This window comes from Cupriavidus sp. SK-3, from assembly GCF_000611145.1.
GTDB lineage: Bacteria > Pseudomonadota > Gammaproteobacteria > Burkholderiales > Burkholderiaceae > Cupriavidus.
Genome location: NZ_JFJV02000063.1, coordinates 28,685 through 44,583, shown reverse-complemented (window position 1 = coordinate 44,583; position 15,899 = coordinate 28,685). Strand labels below are relative to the sequence as shown.

Genomic DNA, 15,899 nt, shown 5'->3' with positions numbered 1-15,899 from the left:
GCTAGCTGACGTGCCGCCGCGGTGGCCTGCCGGCTTTGGCTGGCCTGTCCACATTGGGTTGCTGTTGCGCGGCGTCTGGTTCCGGACGGTTTCGCGTGAGCCAGAGCCACAGCGCACTGGCTATCCAGCCAGCCACGAAAACCGTATCGCCGCAATGGTTGAGCAGCACGGCCGCGCCTGGTGCATTGAACAGGTCGGCCAGCCAGGTGGCCGGCAGGCGGGCTGCGATCCAGAGGAGCACAGCCGGTCCACTTGCATACACGCCTGGCTGCCACCAGTTTGCATGGGGCAGCCAGGGCCTGTGGGCTGTGCGCTTGACCACGGTGTTCTCCAGCCTGACGCGCTTCGTGGCGCGTCGTATCCATTTGTTGCGGGGTTTGGCCCCGGCTCGCGCGGATAGCGACTTGCATCGCGCAGCGGGACAGCGCCTCGTGTTGGAATCATAAGCCGATTGCCCACAGTGTGTCTGAATCTTTAAAGCGTTGTGTGGGCCACCCCACACCCGGCGGCGGCAGGGTTGCGGTGCAATGCGGCGGGCGGGTGCGGTGCAGCGAATTCGCTTCAAGTTTTTTGATGGAGGTATCCGCAAACGCCTACCGCCAGTGGCGGCAAGTTTTGTCACACTCAATACCGTTATCCAAAGGAATTGAGAGCCGACATCATGCTCCCCGCCATCTACATCTCACACGGTTCCCCCATGCTCGCGCTTGAGCCGGGCCGCAGCGGCGCCGCGTTCGACGCCCTCGGCGAAGTGCTGCGCCAGCGCAAGCCGCGCGCGGTGCTGATCGTCTCGGCGCACTGGATCTACAGCACGCTGGTGGTCGGCACCCGGCAGCGGCAGGAGGCCTGGCACGATTTCGGCGGCTTCCCGCGCGCGCTCTACGAACTGCGCTACGACGCCCCCGGCTCCCCGGCGCTGGCCGACCGCGTCAAGGCGCTGGTGGAGGCCGCGCACGTTCCCGGCGCGGCGGTGGTGCTGCAGGACGACGAGCGGCCGCTGGACCATGGCGCGTGGATGCCGATGCGGCACTTCTTCCCGGATGCCGATATTCCCGTGGTGCAACTGGCATTGAATCCGTATCTCCCGCCGGCGGCCCAGATCGGGATCGGGCGTGCGCTTGCGCCCCTGCGCGACGAAGGTGTGCTGGTGCTGGGCTCGGGCAGCTTCACCCACAACCTGCAGGAAGTCTTCGGCACCGGGGGCCGGCGAGAGCAGCACGGCTCGCCCGTCGAGCCCTATGTGGAGTCTTTCCGCGGCTGGATGATCGAGGCGCTGGACGAGGCGCTCGCCAGCGGCGACACCACGCGCATTGCGGACTATCGCGCGCAGGCGCCGTACGCCCGCCGCGCGCATCCCACCGACGAGCACTTGCTGCCGTTCTTCGTGGCGCTTGGCGCGGCGCTGGGGCCGCATGACGGCTTGCCGGCGCAGAAGACGCTACCGGCGGGTGTCGCACGGGTGGCCGACGATGTGACCTACGGCGTGCTGGCGATGGATACCTTCATGTTCGAGGGCGTGGGCGCGGAACAGAGCGCTTTGACCAGCGCGGCGGCCTGAGCCTGCGGGGCGCCGCTACCCTTTGCGGGCGGACAGGTAGGGGCGCGCCAGCCGGGCTCCCGCCAGGGCGATCCAGCCCATGGTGAGGGCGACCACGCCCAGCCCATATTGCAGACTGCTCGCGTGGGCCACGCCACCGATCATCACCGGCCCCAGCAGCAAGCCGATATACGCAAAGCGTGCCACGCGCGCGATCGCCTCGGCCGGCGCCACGCCCGGCAGCCGCGACGCGGCCACGAAGAAGATCGGCACCATGTTGGCCGCGCCCAGGCCCATCAGCGCAAAGCCGGCCAGGGTCGCCACCGGCACGGGCCACAGCAGCGCCAGCATGATGCCTATGAATGCCACCCAGGCGCTGCCTCCGAGCGTGCGCGCGTCCGACCAGCGCGCGCGCAGGCGGTCGCCGCCAAACCGGCCGCAAGCCATGCCGCCGGAAAAGGCGGCATAGCCGGCGCTGGTCCAGGCGTCGGGCGCCTGTGCCACTTCACGCATAAAGACGCTGGACCAGTCGTACATCGCCCCTTCGCCAACCAGCCCCAGGAAGGCCATCAGGCCCAGCAGCCAGAGCGCGCGCACCGCATGCGCGCGGTGGTGCGCGCAGGGCGACGGTACCGGATGGTCGTCCAGCAGCCACGGTGCCACGCCGGCGGTAACCGCCGCCGTCAGCGCCGCCATGCCGATGGCGTGCGCCAGCGGCGGCACGCCCAGGCCCAGCAGTACGCCGCCAACGGCCGCGCCTGCCATGCCGCCCAGGCTGAACATGCCGTGCAGCGCCGACATGACGGGCCGCGCGCGGCTGGCCTCCACTGTGGCGGCCTGCGCGTTCATGCCCACGTCGAAGGCTGCGTTGGCCATGCCGAAGGCAATCAGCGCCGGGATCAGCAAGGCAAGTTGCGGCATGGCGAGAATGGCGGCGGTGGCGATCGCATAGACCAGGCCGCTGCGCCGGCAGGCGCTGGCGCTGCCCACGCGCGCCACCCAGCGCCCCACCGGCCCCATCGCAGCGATGGCACCCCCGGCCACCGCCAGCATGGCCAGGGACAGCACGGCATCCGACAGTCCGAAGCGGGCCTTGATGGTGGGGATATGCACGCCCCAGGTGGCGAAGGTGGCGCCGTTGACGAAAAACAGCGCCATGGTGGCGCGCGCGGCGTGCTCCACGCGGCGCGCGCCGACAGGGGCAATGGCCGGAGCGGCGGAGGGGGGCGAAGGCGGCAGGGTCAGATTGCTGGAAGTGGAATCGGGCATGGATGCGGCGGGCATCTCCGGCCACGCGCGGTGGCGCCGAGGTGCCCTGGCGGGCGCTGCAGGGTAGTCGGGCCCCGCATCGTCGCACATCGTCGCATATCGGTGCGTCGGGCGCATGACCGTACCGTCAAGGCCCGATGCCCGCCGCTACGCCCCTAGGCCGCCGCCGGGTGGCTGGATGTACGCAGCAGGCCGCGCCGGTGCAGCGCGAACCCGAAGGCAGCCAGCGCCATCAGCGCCAGCGCCACCATCACCCACAGCATCAGCCAGTAGCCGCCCGCGGCGCTCCACAGCAACGCGCCCAGCCAGGGGGCGGCGGCCTGCATCAGCAGCACCGGCGTCATCATCAGCCCGTTGAGCGTGGCGTAATGGTGGCGCGAGATCAGCTCCGGCATGGCCATGGCGCGCAGCATGGTGTTGACGCCGTTGGCGCAGCCGTAGAGCACGGCGGCCAGCATCAGCCACTTGCCGTAGCCGAGGGCAAAGCACAGCAGCCCCACGCTCATTACCACGTACACCGGCAGCGACAGCCGTAGCGGGTGGCGCACCGGGAAGCGCATCATCACCAGGCGGCCGACCACCTGGGCTGGTCCGATCAGTGCCGCCACCACCAGTTGTTCGCCCAGCGGCAGGCCCTTTTCGGTCAGCATCGGGATCAGGTGGGCGCCAAGCAGCGAATTGATCACCGACAGCGCGGTGAAGGCCAGCACCACGGCCCAGAACACCGGCTGGCGCAAGGCCATTCGCGCAATACCGGGCTGCGCCGCGTTCTCCAGCGGAGCCGGCGCCGGGGCGGCGGCATAGGAGGCATGCGCCACGTAGCGCAGGCGCGCATGCAAGGGCGCGCAGACCAGCAGGTTGAGCCCGGCGAAGCACAGCAGCGTCTCGCGCCAGCCCAGGTGCAGCACCAGCCATTGCGCCAGCGGCACGAAGATGGTGCTGGCAAAGCCGGCCATCAGCGTGACGGTGACGATGGACTTCTGGTAGCCGTCGCCAAAGGCCTGGCGCAGCACCACGAAGGCGGGCTCGTACAGGGTGGTCGCCATGGCCAGCCCGAGCGGTATCCACATCAGCAGGAAGGCCGCCTGGTTCGGGCTCCACGCCCACAGCAGCAAACCGCAGCCCGCCAGCACCGATCCCGCGCACATCACGATGCGCGCCTGCACGCGGTCAAGCAGCCGGCCCACGGCAAACGAGCACATGGCCCAGACCAGCAGGCCCAGCGAATAGCCGCCGGCGAGGAAGGGCTTGGAGTAGCCCAGTGTCGCGCTCATCGGGGCGATAAAGACAGTGAAGGCGAAAAACAGCGTGCCCCAGGAAATGGTCTCGGTGATGCCGAGGGTCCAGACCAGCTGACGTGGCGAGATGGGTGGCCTGCCGGGAGAAGCTTCGTGTCTTGTCATTGCGCGCCTGGACGCGGTCGTTGCCGCCACGCCGGGGACCGCCGTGGAGGGGGGCGGATGGCGCGAGTGGCGGCGAGGGCCAAGCGGGAATTGTAGCGGGCATCCAGGCGGAATGCCCACGTTGCGTCACATATTTGCGGGCGGTCCTTTCAGCTCCACGACATTGCCATCGGGATCCTGCACGTAGATCGACGGGCCTTTGCCCTCGGCGCCGAAACGCATCTCCACCGGCCCCGGCTCCACCCCGTGCGCGCGCAGGTGGGCGCCAAGCGCATCCGCGTCGAAGGGGGCGAGGCGCAGGCAGAAGTGGTCGAGGTTCCGGCCTTCCTTGCCCGGGCCGGCGCCGCCCACGCGGCCGAGCGGGCCGTCCAGCGCGACCAGGTCGATCAGGCCGCCGCCGGCGCGCAACTGGATCAGGCCGAAGTCCGGCTGCACGCGTTCCAGGCTGCAGCCAAGCACGTCCACGTAGAAGCGCATCAGCGCCGTCACGTTGCCGGTGCGCAGGACCAGGTGATCGATGCCGAGGATGTGGAACATGGCGCTTGACCTCGTTCAGATATCCGGAATCAGCCGCTTGCCCAGGCTGACCGCGTCGTCCTGCGCGTACCCGAGGCTGCGGTAGAAGTCGATGACCCTGCTGTTGCCGGTGCGTACCAGCAGGTTGATCTTGGGGCAGCCGCGCTCGATCAGCAACTGCTCGGCATGCGCCATCAGGCGGCGGCCATGATCGCGGCGCTGGTGGCCGGGATGCACGGCAAGGTAGTAGACCCAGCCGCGATGGCCGTCGAAGCCGACCATGGCCGATGCCACCGGCTGGCCATCCACTTCCCCGACCAGGAACAGCTCCGGCTGTTCAGTCAGCTTGCGGGCGATGTCCTTTTTCGGGTCGTTCCACGGGCGGGTCAGGCCGCAGGTTTGCCACAGGTCGATGATGGCGGCTTCGTCGGCAGCCAGGTAAGGGCGGATCTGCATGCGGATTGATGCGCCGCGGCACACGGCTGCATTGTTAAGTCCTTGACAGTGTAGCCGCGAAACCTGTGCCAGAATCGTTGCTCATCATCATCAAAACAAGCAGGATCACCCTGCACGGAGACCCCACAATGAGCAAAACGACTGCGCACGCCCGTGCCACCTTCAGCCACATGGAGCAAGGCACGCGCGAGGACTGGGCCGCGATATCCGCGGAGTTCATGCCGTTCGCGCAGGCGCTGGCCGACCGCGTGCTCGATCACCTCAAGCTGCTCGACGGCGATTACGGTGGCTTCCCCATCGACCGCCTGACCCACTGCCTGCAGACCGCCACGCTGGCCCACCGCGACGGGCGCGACGAAGAGTACGTGGTGTGCGCGCTGTTGCACGATATCGGCGATACGCTTGGCACGTTCAACCATCCCGACATCGCCGCCGCCATCCTCAAGCCTTTCGTCAGCCCGGAAAACCTCTGGATGGTCGAGAAGCACGGCGTGTTCCAGGGCTACTACTTCTTTCACCACCTCGGTCTCGACCGTAACCTGCGCGAGCAATTCCGCAGCCAGCCCGAACTGTTCGAACGCACCGCCGAGTTCTGCGCCAAGTACGACGGCGCGGCTTTCATGCGGGACTACGACACGCTGCCGCTGTCCTTCTTCGAGCCGATGGTGCGGCGGGTGTTCGCGCGTCCGCGCAACTCGATGTACGTGAAGGAAAACGAAAGCACGCTGGCGCAGCCGGGCTGAGCCTGCTTGCCTGAAATTGGATTTCTGTCTTGACGGAAATTTCCGAACGGATAAACTGTCAGGCATGGAACTTCAACCGGTCGCACAACGATTCGTCCTGCACTGGGGCGAAATGGGCTCGAAGTGGGGCGTCAATCGCACCGTCGCGCAGATTCACGCCCTGCTATTCCTTGCCGAGCACCCGCTGCCGGCCGAGGAAATCGCCGACACGCTGAACGTCGCGCGCTCCAACGTCAGCAACAGCCTGAAAGAACTGCAGAACTGGAAGCTGATCCGCACCGTGCACATGATGGGCGACCGGCGCGATCACTTCGAGACCGTCACCGACGTGTGGGACCTGTTCCGCACCGTGGTGCGCGAGCGCAAGCAGCGCGAGTTCGATCCCACCATCGATGCCTTGCACGAATGCGTGAACAATCCCGCCTTCGCCAGGGAGAGCAAGGAAGTGCAGAAGCGCATCATCGCCACGCTGCAACTGATGGAAACGCTGGGCAGCTGGGGCGACGAGATGCTGCGGCTCTCGCCCGACACACTGGTCAAGGTAATGAAACTGGGCGCGCGCATCCAGAAGCTGGTGCGTGGCGACCAGCGCGCCCGCGAAGCTGGCAAATAGCACAGGCATGAAGAACCGGCCGCCATGGTGGCCTTTTTTTTGACTTAATATTTCTCTTTTAACAGAAATTAATGTAATTAAGGATGCTTGAGATGGACCCGGCCAGCGACACGCTCCATACCGTCATCCTCAACCTGCTGATCGTGCAGGGATTGATGGGCGCCTTCGATACCGTCTGGCACCACGAGCTGCGCTGCGCACTGCCGCAGCAGCACAACGCCGCGCCGGAGCTGCGCCTGCATGCGATCCGGGCGGTGCTGTACGGCGTGCTGTTCGCCGGCCTGGCGTGGTTTGCGTGGGGTGGCGCATGGCTGGTTCCCCTGTGGGGCATCATCGCCATCGAGATCCTGCTGACGCTGCGCGATTTCGTGGTGGAGGACCAGACCCGCAGCCTGCCGCCGAGCGAGCGGGTGACGCACACCGTGCTGGCCATCAACGGTGGCGTGATCTTCGGCCTGCTGGCGTGGCATTCGCAATCATGGTGGCAATTGCCGGCCGGCCTGCATTTCAATCCGCAAGGCTGGCAAAGCTGGGTGCTGAGCGTGTTCGCGCTGGGCGTGGCGGCGTCCGGGGTGCGCGATGCGCTGGCGAGCCGCGCGCTTGCCGGCCGTGCCGGCACGGTGCCGGCGTTCGATTTTGCCGGGGCCGCTACCGCGCGGCGCGCGCAATCCTTCCTGCTGACCGGCGGCACCGGTTTCATCGGCCAGGCGCTGGTGCGGGCACTGCTGGCGGACGGGCACCGCGTCACGATCTGGGCGCGCAACCCGCGCGTGGCATCGCAGCTGTTCGATGGCCGCGCGGCGTGCGTCGGCGCCCTCGCGGAACTCGATCCCGCCACGCGCTTCGATGTCGTGGTGAACCTCGCCGGCGCACCTATCCTGGGCTCGCGCTGGAGCGCCGCGCGCAAGCGCAGCCTGGTGGAGAGCCGCGTGGGCACCACCCGCGCGCTGACTGCCTGGCTCGCGTCGGCCACGCACCGGCCGCGTCTGCTGATCAACGGATCGGCGGTGGGCTACTACGGCATCCAGGCCGATGACGATTTGCGCGAGCGTACCGAAGCCAGCGCGCCGCAGGATATCTTCGCCTCGCAACTGTGCCGGGAATGGGAGCAGGCAGCGCAGGCCGTGGCCGGGCTCGGCATTCCGCTGGCCATCCTGCGCCTGGGTGTGGTCTATGGCCACCAGGGCGCGCTGCCGGCCATGATGATGCCGGTGCGGCTGGGCTTCGGCGGCCCGATGGGCAGCGGCCGCCAGGCGCAGAGCTGGGTCCACATCGACGACGTGCTTGGCGTGATCGCGTGGCTATGCCGTGGAGCGGCGCCGGCAAGCGAGGGCGCCGTCGCCATCTACAACCTGGTGGCACCGGAGACTCCCACGCAGGTCGGCCTGGTTCGCACGGCCGCGGCTGTGCTGCACCGTCCGGCCTGGATGCCGACGCCGGCCTGGCCCATGCGTCTCGCGCTGGGCGAGCAGGCCACGCTGTTGCTCGACGGGCTGCGCGCGGCGCCGGCGCGCCTGCAGCAGGAAGGCTATGCCTTCCGCTTCCCGACCTTGCAGCTGGCGCTGGAGGACCTGCTCGGAAACGGGCGGGCACGTGGATGAACACGCTCGCCGCGCATGGCACGGACGCTAGTCCTCAAAGCCTGTACGAGACCATGCTGGGTGCCGCCCTTGCCAGCCTGCCGCCGGTGCTGCAGCACGTGCATCGTGCCGAGGGCGTGCACCTGCGCGGCACGCTGAGAGTGCGCTGGAGCGCGCGGCGCTGGCTGCGCGCGTTGATGCGGCTGTCGGCGCTGCCCCGGCCCGCGGCGGCGGCGGCGTGCCTTGTGAGCATCTCGCCGGAGCCCGCCGGGGAGCGCTGGCACCGCAGCATCGGCGGGCACATCGTGGCGAGCCGTATGCGGCTCGCGCGGGCCGGGCAGGTGACGGAACGCATGGGGCCGCTGGCCATCGTGCTGGCGACGCGTGTCGACAGCGCCGGGCGGCTGCGGCAGGCCAGCCGCGGCGTCAGCCTGTTCGGCCTGACCGTGCCGTGGCTGCACGTGCTGGCCAGCGAACGCGCACTGGATGCGGACCGTTATCGCTGCGACGTGCGCATATGGGCGCCGCGCCTGGGCTACCTGCTGCGCTACGACGGCGTGCTCGCCATCCGCGAACCTGAACCTGATACTGACCTGGAGAATGTGGAATGAAGTCCCATCCAACTGTCGGGCGCAATGCGTCCGTCAGCCTGCCCCGCGTACCGGCGTGGATGCCCGCCGTACTGCGGCTGGCAGCACTCTATAACCTGCTCTATGCCATTGCACTGAGCCTGTGGCCGTCGCAGATCTTCGACTGGCTGGGCATGCCGGCCACGCCTGACGCCATGATCCGCTGCATCGGCATGATGGTTGGCGTCTACGCGCTGGGCTACTGGATTGCGGCGCAGGACATGCTGCGCTACTGGCCGCTGGTGGTGGTGGGCCTGGTGGGCAAGACGCTGGGGCCGCTGGGCTTCCTGCACGGAGCGCTGACTGGCGTCTTCGAATGGCGCAGCGGCCTGTTCGTGCTGTGCAGCGACCTGATCTGGTGGGTGCCGTTCTGGGGGATGACGCTGTTCGCGTTGAAGCATCGGGACGGCTGATATTGCTGCGTCAGCAATGTCTCTACCCCTTCCATCGTGCATGGCGTGCCTGGCGGCTAGCAGACGCTGACGCAGGCGTTTCCCGCGCCGAGTCGTATAGCGGCATGCGTTCGGCGTGGGGAAACAAGGCTAGCTCGATGCCTCACGGTTGCCGGCATCCTCATAACACAATGCGGCGACCTGCCATCGCCCGTCACTGACCAGCCAGAGTTCCAGAAACCGGAATCGGGAGAGCACCCTCCCGTTCTGCCTCATTGAACCGGTGCCGGAGATCGTTGCCCACTCGGCGTGCTCCATCACGTCTTTTGTTTCATCGTGCGCGTTCAATTCGTCAGCGCGCCATGCGTTTGCAGCCAAGCGTGTACGTATGTGTCCAAGTTGTTGCTGCTTGGTCAGGATCGTCTCGCCTCGCTTCACAATGAAATGGGCGCTCTGCACGAAATCCAACTGATCGATGTCGCCATATTTGTAGGCATCAATCCAAACATCTCTCATCTGCAACAGGCTGAATTCTGGTTTCATGCGCCTCCAGTAGTGCTATCTGCTCTACCACATCGCTTGGCTTGCTTTCAGTCAAGCTGGCCGCATCACGCGGTCCATCGCTACAAAGCTCGTCTCGGACGGCATCCAGGATGCTTTCCCCGACACTAAAGGGCGATGCCGCGCCTTGTTGAATTCAAGCACGCCGGACGCTTCGTCGTCCCGCCTTTGCTCAATCCCCGAGCAAAATCAGAAATTTCCCAACCAACGCTCGCGCCGTATTGAGTAAAGATTGAGGCACTCCAAATTTCACTCATAGGAGGTGCACTCAAATGACGCTACCCAATACTCCCCCAAACACGCCCTTTCGCCCATGCGGGCACGTTCTGCATACCCGGCCAGCCCTGTTCGTGCTGGTCAACTACGCGCCACGGGAGGGCCAGCCGGACTGGTGCAACACCTCATGCGAATTCCTGGAGGAGGGCAATGCCGATGCCGGCTCGGCACTGGCCGTCCATATCTCGCCCTTTGACGCACTGCTGAACGCCGCGTTCGTGTCTAGCCCAGGCAAGCCGTATCAAGTCGTGCATGCGGCGGCTTTCGATCCCCGGACGCTGATCCGGGATAGCGGAGGAAAGCTCCATATCAACCTGCACTGCGGCTGGGCTGCGAGCGACGGCCGCATCGTGGTCCGCCGCAAAGGAGCGCTCGCCAGCGTTTGCATGGTGCAGACCGAAGAGATCCCGCCAGCGCGGCGCGATGCCATCGATCTCGAGGTCGACCGGAGCGGCATTGCCAGGTACGAACGCCTGCGCGAACACGCCGGGCTGTTCGCGCACGCGGATTCGCATTGCCTGCTGGAAACCTGGACGGAACAGCAACGGCATCAGGCCGTGGCGCTGGCCATACAGCGCATGCCGGGAACGGTCTCCGTGGGCGCGCAAGTCAACCAGGTTGCCCTCTACGACCCGGAAGCCGCGCAATGGCACTTCGTGCCCATCGACGTCTTCTTCGACAAGCCGGATCGCAAGGCAAATGCCTGAACGGTTGGCTTCAGGTCGGTTATCGAGTTTCCAAACGGCGGAGACATGCCTACGCATAGGGTGAGGTTCACTGGGCTGCCGATGCCAGAGGATAGTGGCATCGCCCACCAGTAAGGGCCAAGTTTGACAGTCAGCAGACGAAGAAGTCGTCCGATGCGATTCAGGCGCTGCGGTATGCGCGTCACTGAGTTCCGCATAACGAGACACGTGGTGCCATCTTGCCGTGCGAAGCAGGTAGTGGCTACAACAGCAACCACGCCAGAAACAAAAAGACCCCACATCTCCAAAAAATGTGGGGTCCGACAGCAACCGAAGCGCCCCATCGCGGCAGCGCTCCGTTCAACCTGAAACTCAAGCCACCTGCTGCGCCGTCTCCGGATGCCGGAACTGCTCAAGCAGTGCCGTCCAGCGCGTACGCACCTTCGCCAGGTTGTCGTCCTTGACGTGCCCGAAGCCGCGAATGTCGTCGGGCAGGCTGGCCAGCGTGATCGCCGTCGCGTGATTGGCTGTGCTCAAACCACGCGTCAGCTCCTCCAGCAACGCACGATACTCGCCGATCAGCGCACGTTCGGTGCGGCGCTCGGCGGTCTTGCCGAACACATCGAACACGCCGCCGCGCAGGCCTTTCAGCCTGGCGAGCACGCCGAAGAGCTTCATCGTGGACGGGCCGAAGCGGCGCTTTACCAGATGCCCCTTCTCATCGCGCTTGGCCATCAGCGGTGGCGCCAGCCAGAAATTGAGCTGGTAGTCGCGACCGGGCTCGCCTTCGAACTGGTTGCGCAGCTTGTCGAGGAAGACCGGGTCGGTATAAAGCCGCGCGACTTCGTACTCGTCCTTGTAGGCCATCAGCTTGGCGAGATTGCGTGCCGCCGCTTCGGTCAGCGGCAACGGCTTGCCGTTGCCGACCAGCGCGCTTTCCGCCGCGCGCACACGGTTCACCGCATCACGGAAGGTTTGCGCGTATGCCGCATCCTGATAGGCAGTCAGGTGTTCGGCGCGGTGCGCGATCAGCTTTTCCAGCATGGCGCCGGAGGAGGTGGGCAGCTTGACTACCTCGGCGCCTTCGGCGGTGCTGCGCAGTTTGCCGGTGAGCGACAGCACATGCTCAGGGTCGTGCGCCATGTGGCGGCCCCAGTCGAATGCCGCCTTGTTCTTTTCCACCGCCGTGCCGTTGAGTTCGATGGCCCGCACCAGTGCGTCCAGCGATAGCGGCAGCCATCCCTTTTGCCAGGCGTAGCCCAGCACCAGCGGGTTGGTAAAGATGGCATCGCCGATCAGCGCCACGGCCAGGCCGCTGGCGTTGATGAAGTCGCAAGCTTCGCCGACCGCGTTGCGCACATCCTGTTCCGCCGACAGGCCGGGGAACTGCCACTTGGGGTTCTTGATGAACTCGGCGGTGGGCGTCTGCGCGGTGTTGATGACGGCACGCGTGCGCCCGACCTGGGTCTTGGAGATGACATCGTCGATGGCGCTGACGATGGCGTCGCAGCCGATCACCAGGTCCGCCTCGCCCATGGCGATGCGGGTGGCGTGGAGCTGGTCGGGATGCGCGGCGATCTGCACGTGCGACAGCACCGCACCGCCTTTCTGCGCCAGGCCCGCCATGTCGAGCACGGTCACGCCCTTGTTCTCCAGGTGCGCCGCCATGCCGAGCAGGCCGCCGATGGTGACGACGCCGGTGCCGCCTACGCCCGTGACCAGCACGCCGAAGGGATGGTCAAGTCCAGGCAGCGCCGGCTCCGGCAATGCAGGAAGGTTGTCCAGCGACACGCCGTGGCGCTCGGGCTTCTTCACCTGCGCGCCTTCCGCCGTGACAAAGCTCGGGCAGAAGCCGTTGACGCACGAGAAGTCCTTGTTGCACGATGACTGGTTGATCTGGCGCTTGGTGCCAAGCTCCGTTTCCAGCGGTTCCACCGACAGGCAGTTGGACTTCACCGAGCAATCGCCACAGCCTTCGCAGACCGCGTCGTTGATGAAGGCCCGCTTTGCCGGATCGGGGTAAGTGCCGCGCTTGCGGCGGCGCCGCTTCTCGGTGGCGCAGGTCTGGTCGTAGATCAGGATGGTGGCGCCGGGCACCTCGCGCAGTTCGCGCTGGATCCTGTCGAGCTGGTCGCGGTGATGCACTTCCACGCCTTGCGGCAGCTTGATGGCGGCGCTGTATTTCTCTGGCTCGTCGGTGACGACGACGATCTTCTTCGCGCCTTCGGCCGCGACCTGGAAGGCCACGTCCTGCACAGACAGCTTGCCGTCGACGGGCTGGCCGCCGGTCATGGCCACCGCGTCGTTGTAGAGGATCTTGTAGGTGATGTTGACGCCCGCCGCGATGGATGCGCGGATCGCCAGCAGTCCGGAGTGGAAGTAGGTGCCGTCGCCCAGGTTGGCGAACACATGCTTGTCGCCGGCGAAGGGTGCCTGCCCGATCCATGCCACGCCTTCGCCGCCCATCTGGCTGAAGGTGCTGGTGCTGCGGTCCATCCACACCGTCATGTAATGGCAGCCGATGCCGGCCAGCGCGCGCGAGCCTTCGGGCACGTTGGTCGACGTATTGTGCGGGCAGCCCGAGCAGAACCAGGGCTTGCGCTCGGCCGCCACGCGCGGCACGGCCATGGCCTTTTCCTTGGCCTCGATCACCGCGATGCGCGCGGCAATGCGGGCGCGCACGTCCGACGGCAGTTCGAACTTTTCGAGCCGGGTGGCGATGGCGCGCGCGATGATGGCGGGCGACAGTTCATAGTGCGCCGGCAGCAGCCAGTTGCTCTGCGGGATCGACCATTCGCCGCCCGCGTTGTCCTTTTCGTCAAACTTGCCGTAGACCTTGGGGCGCACATCGTCGCGCCAGTTGTACAGCTCTTCCTTGAGCGCGTACTCCATGATCTGGCGCTTTTCCTCGACCACCAGGATTTCCTGCAGGCCTTCGGCAAAGGCGCGCGCGCCGTGCGCTTCCAGCGGCCACACGCAGCCTACCTTGTACAGGCGGATGCCGATGCGCGCGCAGGTCTCGTCGTCCAGGCCCAGGTTGGCCAGCGCCTGGCGCGTGTCGAGATAGGCCTTGCCGCCCGTCATGATGCCGAAGCGGGCATGCGGCGAATCGATCTCGATGCGGTCGATCTTGTTGGCGCGCACATAGGCCAGGCCGGCGTACCACTTGTAGTCCAGCAGGCGCGCTTCCTGTTCCAGCGGCGGATCGGGCCAGCGGATATTGAGGCCGCCCGGCGGCAGGATGAAATCCTCCGGCAGCACGATTTCCACGCGGTGCGGATCCAGTTCCACCGAGGCGGACGATTCCACCACATCGGTCACGCACTTCATCGACACCCACAGGCCGGAGTAGCGGCTCATGGCCCAGGCGTGCAGGCCGTAGTCGAGGTATTCCTGCACGTTCGAGGGGTAGAGCACCGGCAAGCCGCAAGCCTTGAAGATGTGCTCGGACTGGTGCGCCAGCGTGGACGATTTGGCCGCGTGGTCGTCGCCCGCCAGCACCAGCACGCCGCCGTGCTTCGAGGAGCCGGCGGAGTTGGCGTGCTTGAAGACGTCGCTGGTGCGGTCCACGCCCGGACCTTTGCCGTACCACATGCCGAATACGCCTTCGAACCTGGCGTCCGGGTACATATTGACCTGCTGCGAGCCCCATACGGAAGTGGCGGCCAGATCCTCGTTCAATCCCGCCTGGAACACGATGTCGTGCGCGGCGAGGTGCTGCTTGGCCTTCCACAGCGACTGGTCCAGCGCGCCCAGCGGCGAGCCGCGATAGCCGGAGATAAAGCCCGCGGTGTTCAGGCCGGCGGCGCGGTCGCGCTCGCGTTGCAACATCGGCAGGCGTACCAGGGCCTGCGTGCCGCTGATATAGACGCGGCCGCGTTCCAGCGTGTATTTATCTTCGAGGGAAACGTTTTCGAGCGCGCGGCGGATGGCGTCGCTGACCGGAGGGGTCAGTGGGGCATTCATAGGTGCTCCTCTATGGGGCATGCAGTCGGGATCGCCGACTCACTTCAGTTGTGGGCGACCGTGAGCCGCCTCTTGTGAAGGCGGAAAACGGCCGTGTCTCTTTGGCGCATGGTAGCACCGCGCCGGAGGGCGCGGCACCTTGCGATGCAGCAAAAAGTGCGGCTGCCCGGGGCGTGGTTTCCCGTATGGACACGCTTCGCGTGTACACTGCGTTGCAAACAGGTTTACGCAACAAACGGGCAGATGCGAGCCGGGCGTCATATCCCAAGGGATCACGCCGTGGTGCAACCCGCCCCATCCGAGGCCGACCGGCCTCCAGGACCCAACATGACTATTTCCTCCCGCCAGGGCACTGCGACCCTGGCTGTGCTGATCGACGCCGACAATGCGGCGCCCGCCATCGTCGAAGGCCTGCTGGCCGAAGTCGCCAAGTACGGCGTGGCCGCCGTCAAGCGGATCTACGGCGACTGGACCAAGCCCAACCTTGCCGGCTGGAAGGAGCGCCTGCTCTCGCACTCCATCCAGCCGATCCAGCAGTTCCGCTACACGGTAGGCAAGAACGCCACCGACAGCGCGATGATCATCGACGCGATGGACCTGCTGTACACAGGCCGCTTCGACGGCTTCTGCATTGTTTCCAGCGACAGCGATTTCACCCGCCTGGCCTCGCGTATCCGCGAGCAGGGGCTGACCGTGTACGGCTTCGGCGAACGCAAGACGCCCAAGCCATTCGTCACGGCCTGCGACAAGTTTATTTTTGCCGACGTGCTGCGCAGCGACAGCGATGCCGACACCGATACGGAATCCGACGGTGCCGCCGCGCCCGCGCGCAAGCGCAACAGCGGTGAGCTGCGCCAGGATTCGCGCCTGGTGCGCCTGCTGCAAAGCGCCTCGCAAGCGGTTTCGGACGAAGAGGGCTGGGCCACGCTCGGCGGCATGGGCAACCATATCGCCAAGCAGGCACCCGAGTTCGATTCGCGCAACTATGGCTACGGCAAGCTCTCCGAGCTGGTGGCTGCCACCGGCCTGTTCGAAGTCGAGACTCGCAACGGCGGTAACAACAAGACGCTGTGGGTGCGGCTGAAGCGCCGTTCGAAGCCGGGTGAGGGCGAGGCTCGTCAAGGTGAAGACCGCCAGGGTGAGAACCGTCAGGGCGAGAGCCGTCAGGGCGAGAACCGTCAGGGCGAGAACCGCCAGGGTGAGAACCGCCAGGGCGAGAGCCGCCAGGGCGAGAGCCGCCAGGGCGAGAACCGCCAGGGTGAGAACCGCCAA

General features: G+C 66.3%; 15 protein-coding genes. 8 read left to right on the top strand and 7 right to left on the bottom strand.

Features of this window, described 5'->3' with window-relative positions; all coding sequences use genetic code 11:
• Nucleotide 1: 1 nt before the first annotated feature.
• Entirely contained in the window at nucleotides 2–241 is a 240-nt protein-coding gene (locus CF70_RS07170) for a hypothetical protein (RefSeq protein WP_414629430.1), read from the bottom strand.
• A gap of 420 nt (nucleotides 242–661) precedes the next feature.
• On the opposite strand from CF70_RS07170, the gene CF70_RS07165 reads away from it, so the two are divergent.
• Complete coding sequence (locus tag CF70_RS07165) at nucleotides 662–1,558, top strand: DODA-type extradiol aromatic ring-opening family dioxygenase (protein ID WP_035862446.1); 897 nt, start codon at nucleotides 662–664, stop codon at nucleotides 1,556–1,558.
• 15 nt (nucleotides 1,559–1,573) lie between these two features.
• Here the strand turns inward: CF70_RS07165 and CF70_RS07160 are convergent, their stop codons facing one another.
• The 4 genes from CF70_RS07160 to CF70_RS07145 all read right to left on the bottom strand — a co-directional run bounded on the left by CF70_RS07160 (nucleotide 1,574) and on the right by CF70_RS07145 (nucleotide 5,181).
• On the bottom strand, nucleotides 1,574–2,806 hold the full coding sequence (locus tag CF70_RS07160; protein ID WP_081862061.1) for an MFS transporter: 1,233 nt from the start codon (nucleotides 2,804–2,806) through the stop codon (nucleotides 1,574–1,576).
• A gap of 155 nt (nucleotides 2,807–2,961) precedes the next feature.
• Nucleotides 2,962–4,209 (bottom strand): MFS transporter, encoded by a 1,248-nt coding sequence (locus CF70_RS07155; protein ID WP_035862444.1) that lies wholly within the window; start codon nucleotides 4,207–4,209, stop codon nucleotides 2,962–2,964.
• 126 nt (nucleotides 4,210–4,335) lie between these two features.
• Complete coding sequence (locus CF70_RS07150; protein ID WP_035862442.1) at nucleotides 4,336–4,746, bottom strand: VOC family protein; 411 nt, start codon at nucleotides 4,744–4,746, stop codon at nucleotides 4,336–4,338.
• Nucleotides 4,747–4,761: 15 nt separating this feature from the next.
• Complete coding sequence (locus CF70_RS07145) at nucleotides 4,762–5,181, bottom strand: GNAT family acetyltransferase (protein ID WP_035862440.1); 420 nt, start codon at nucleotides 5,179–5,181, stop codon at nucleotides 4,762–4,764.
• Nucleotides 5,182–5,309: 128 nt separating this feature from the next.
• On the opposite strand from CF70_RS07145, the gene CF70_RS07140 reads away from it, so the two are divergent.
• From CF70_RS07140 to CF70_RS07120, 5 genes are all read left to right on the top strand, one after another.
• Nucleotides 5,310–5,924 (top strand): HD domain-containing protein, encoded by a 615-nt coding sequence (locus CF70_RS07140; protein WP_035862438.1) that lies wholly within the window; start codon nucleotides 5,310–5,312, stop codon nucleotides 5,922–5,924.
• A gap of 64 nt (nucleotides 5,925–5,988) precedes the next feature.
• Nucleotides 5,989–6,537: a GbsR/MarR family transcriptional regulator gene (locus CF70_RS07135; RefSeq protein WP_035862436.1), complete on the top strand. Its 549-nt coding sequence runs from the start codon at nucleotides 5,989–5,991 to the stop codon at nucleotides 6,535–6,537.
• 92 nt (nucleotides 6,538–6,629) lie between these two features.
• On the top strand, nucleotides 6,630–8,138 hold the full coding sequence (locus CF70_RS07130) for a TIGR01777 family oxidoreductase (protein ID WP_035862434.1): 1,509 nt from the start codon (nucleotides 6,630–6,632) through the stop codon (nucleotides 8,136–8,138).
• Complete coding sequence (locus CF70_RS07125; RefSeq protein WP_035862431.1) at nucleotides 8,135–8,728, top strand: DUF4166 domain-containing protein; 594 nt, start codon at nucleotides 8,135–8,137, stop codon at nucleotides 8,726–8,728. The genes CF70_RS07130 and CF70_RS07125 overlap by 4 nt, the downstream gene beginning before the upstream one ends.
• Complete coding sequence (locus tag CF70_RS07120) at nucleotides 8,725–9,159, top strand: hypothetical protein (RefSeq protein ID WP_051648108.1); 435 nt, start codon at nucleotides 8,725–8,727, stop codon at nucleotides 9,157–9,159. The genes CF70_RS07125 and CF70_RS07120 overlap by 4 nt, the downstream gene beginning before the upstream one ends.
• A 129-nt stretch (nucleotides 9,160–9,288) precedes the next feature.
• On the opposite strand, the gene CF70_RS07115 is transcribed toward CF70_RS07120, so the two are convergent.
• Entirely contained in the window at nucleotides 9,289–9,681 is a 393-nt protein-coding gene (locus CF70_RS07115; RefSeq protein ID WP_035862429.1) for a hypothetical protein, read from the bottom strand.
• 290 nt (nucleotides 9,682–9,971) lie between these two features.
• Here CF70_RS07115 and CF70_RS07110 point away from each other — a divergent pair, with 290 nt between their 5' ends.
• Entirely contained in the window at nucleotides 9,972–10,682 is a 711-nt protein-coding gene (locus CF70_RS07110) for a hypothetical protein (RefSeq protein WP_051648107.1), read from the top strand.
• A 351-nt stretch (nucleotides 10,683–11,033) separates the two neighbouring features.
• Here CF70_RS07110 and CF70_RS07105 read toward each other — a convergent pair whose 3' ends face one another.
• A complete protein-coding gene (locus CF70_RS07105) occupies nucleotides 11,034–14,627 on the bottom strand; it encodes an indolepyruvate ferredoxin oxidoreductase family protein (RefSeq protein ID WP_035862427.1) in 3,594 nt (1,197 codons plus the stop codon).
• 327 nt (nucleotides 14,628–14,954) lie between these two features.
• Here CF70_RS07105 and CF70_RS07100 point away from each other — a divergent pair.
• The coding region (locus tag CF70_RS07100; RefSeq protein WP_152561718.1) for an NYN domain-containing protein at nucleotides 14,955–15,899 on the top strand (945 nt) is incomplete at its 3' end.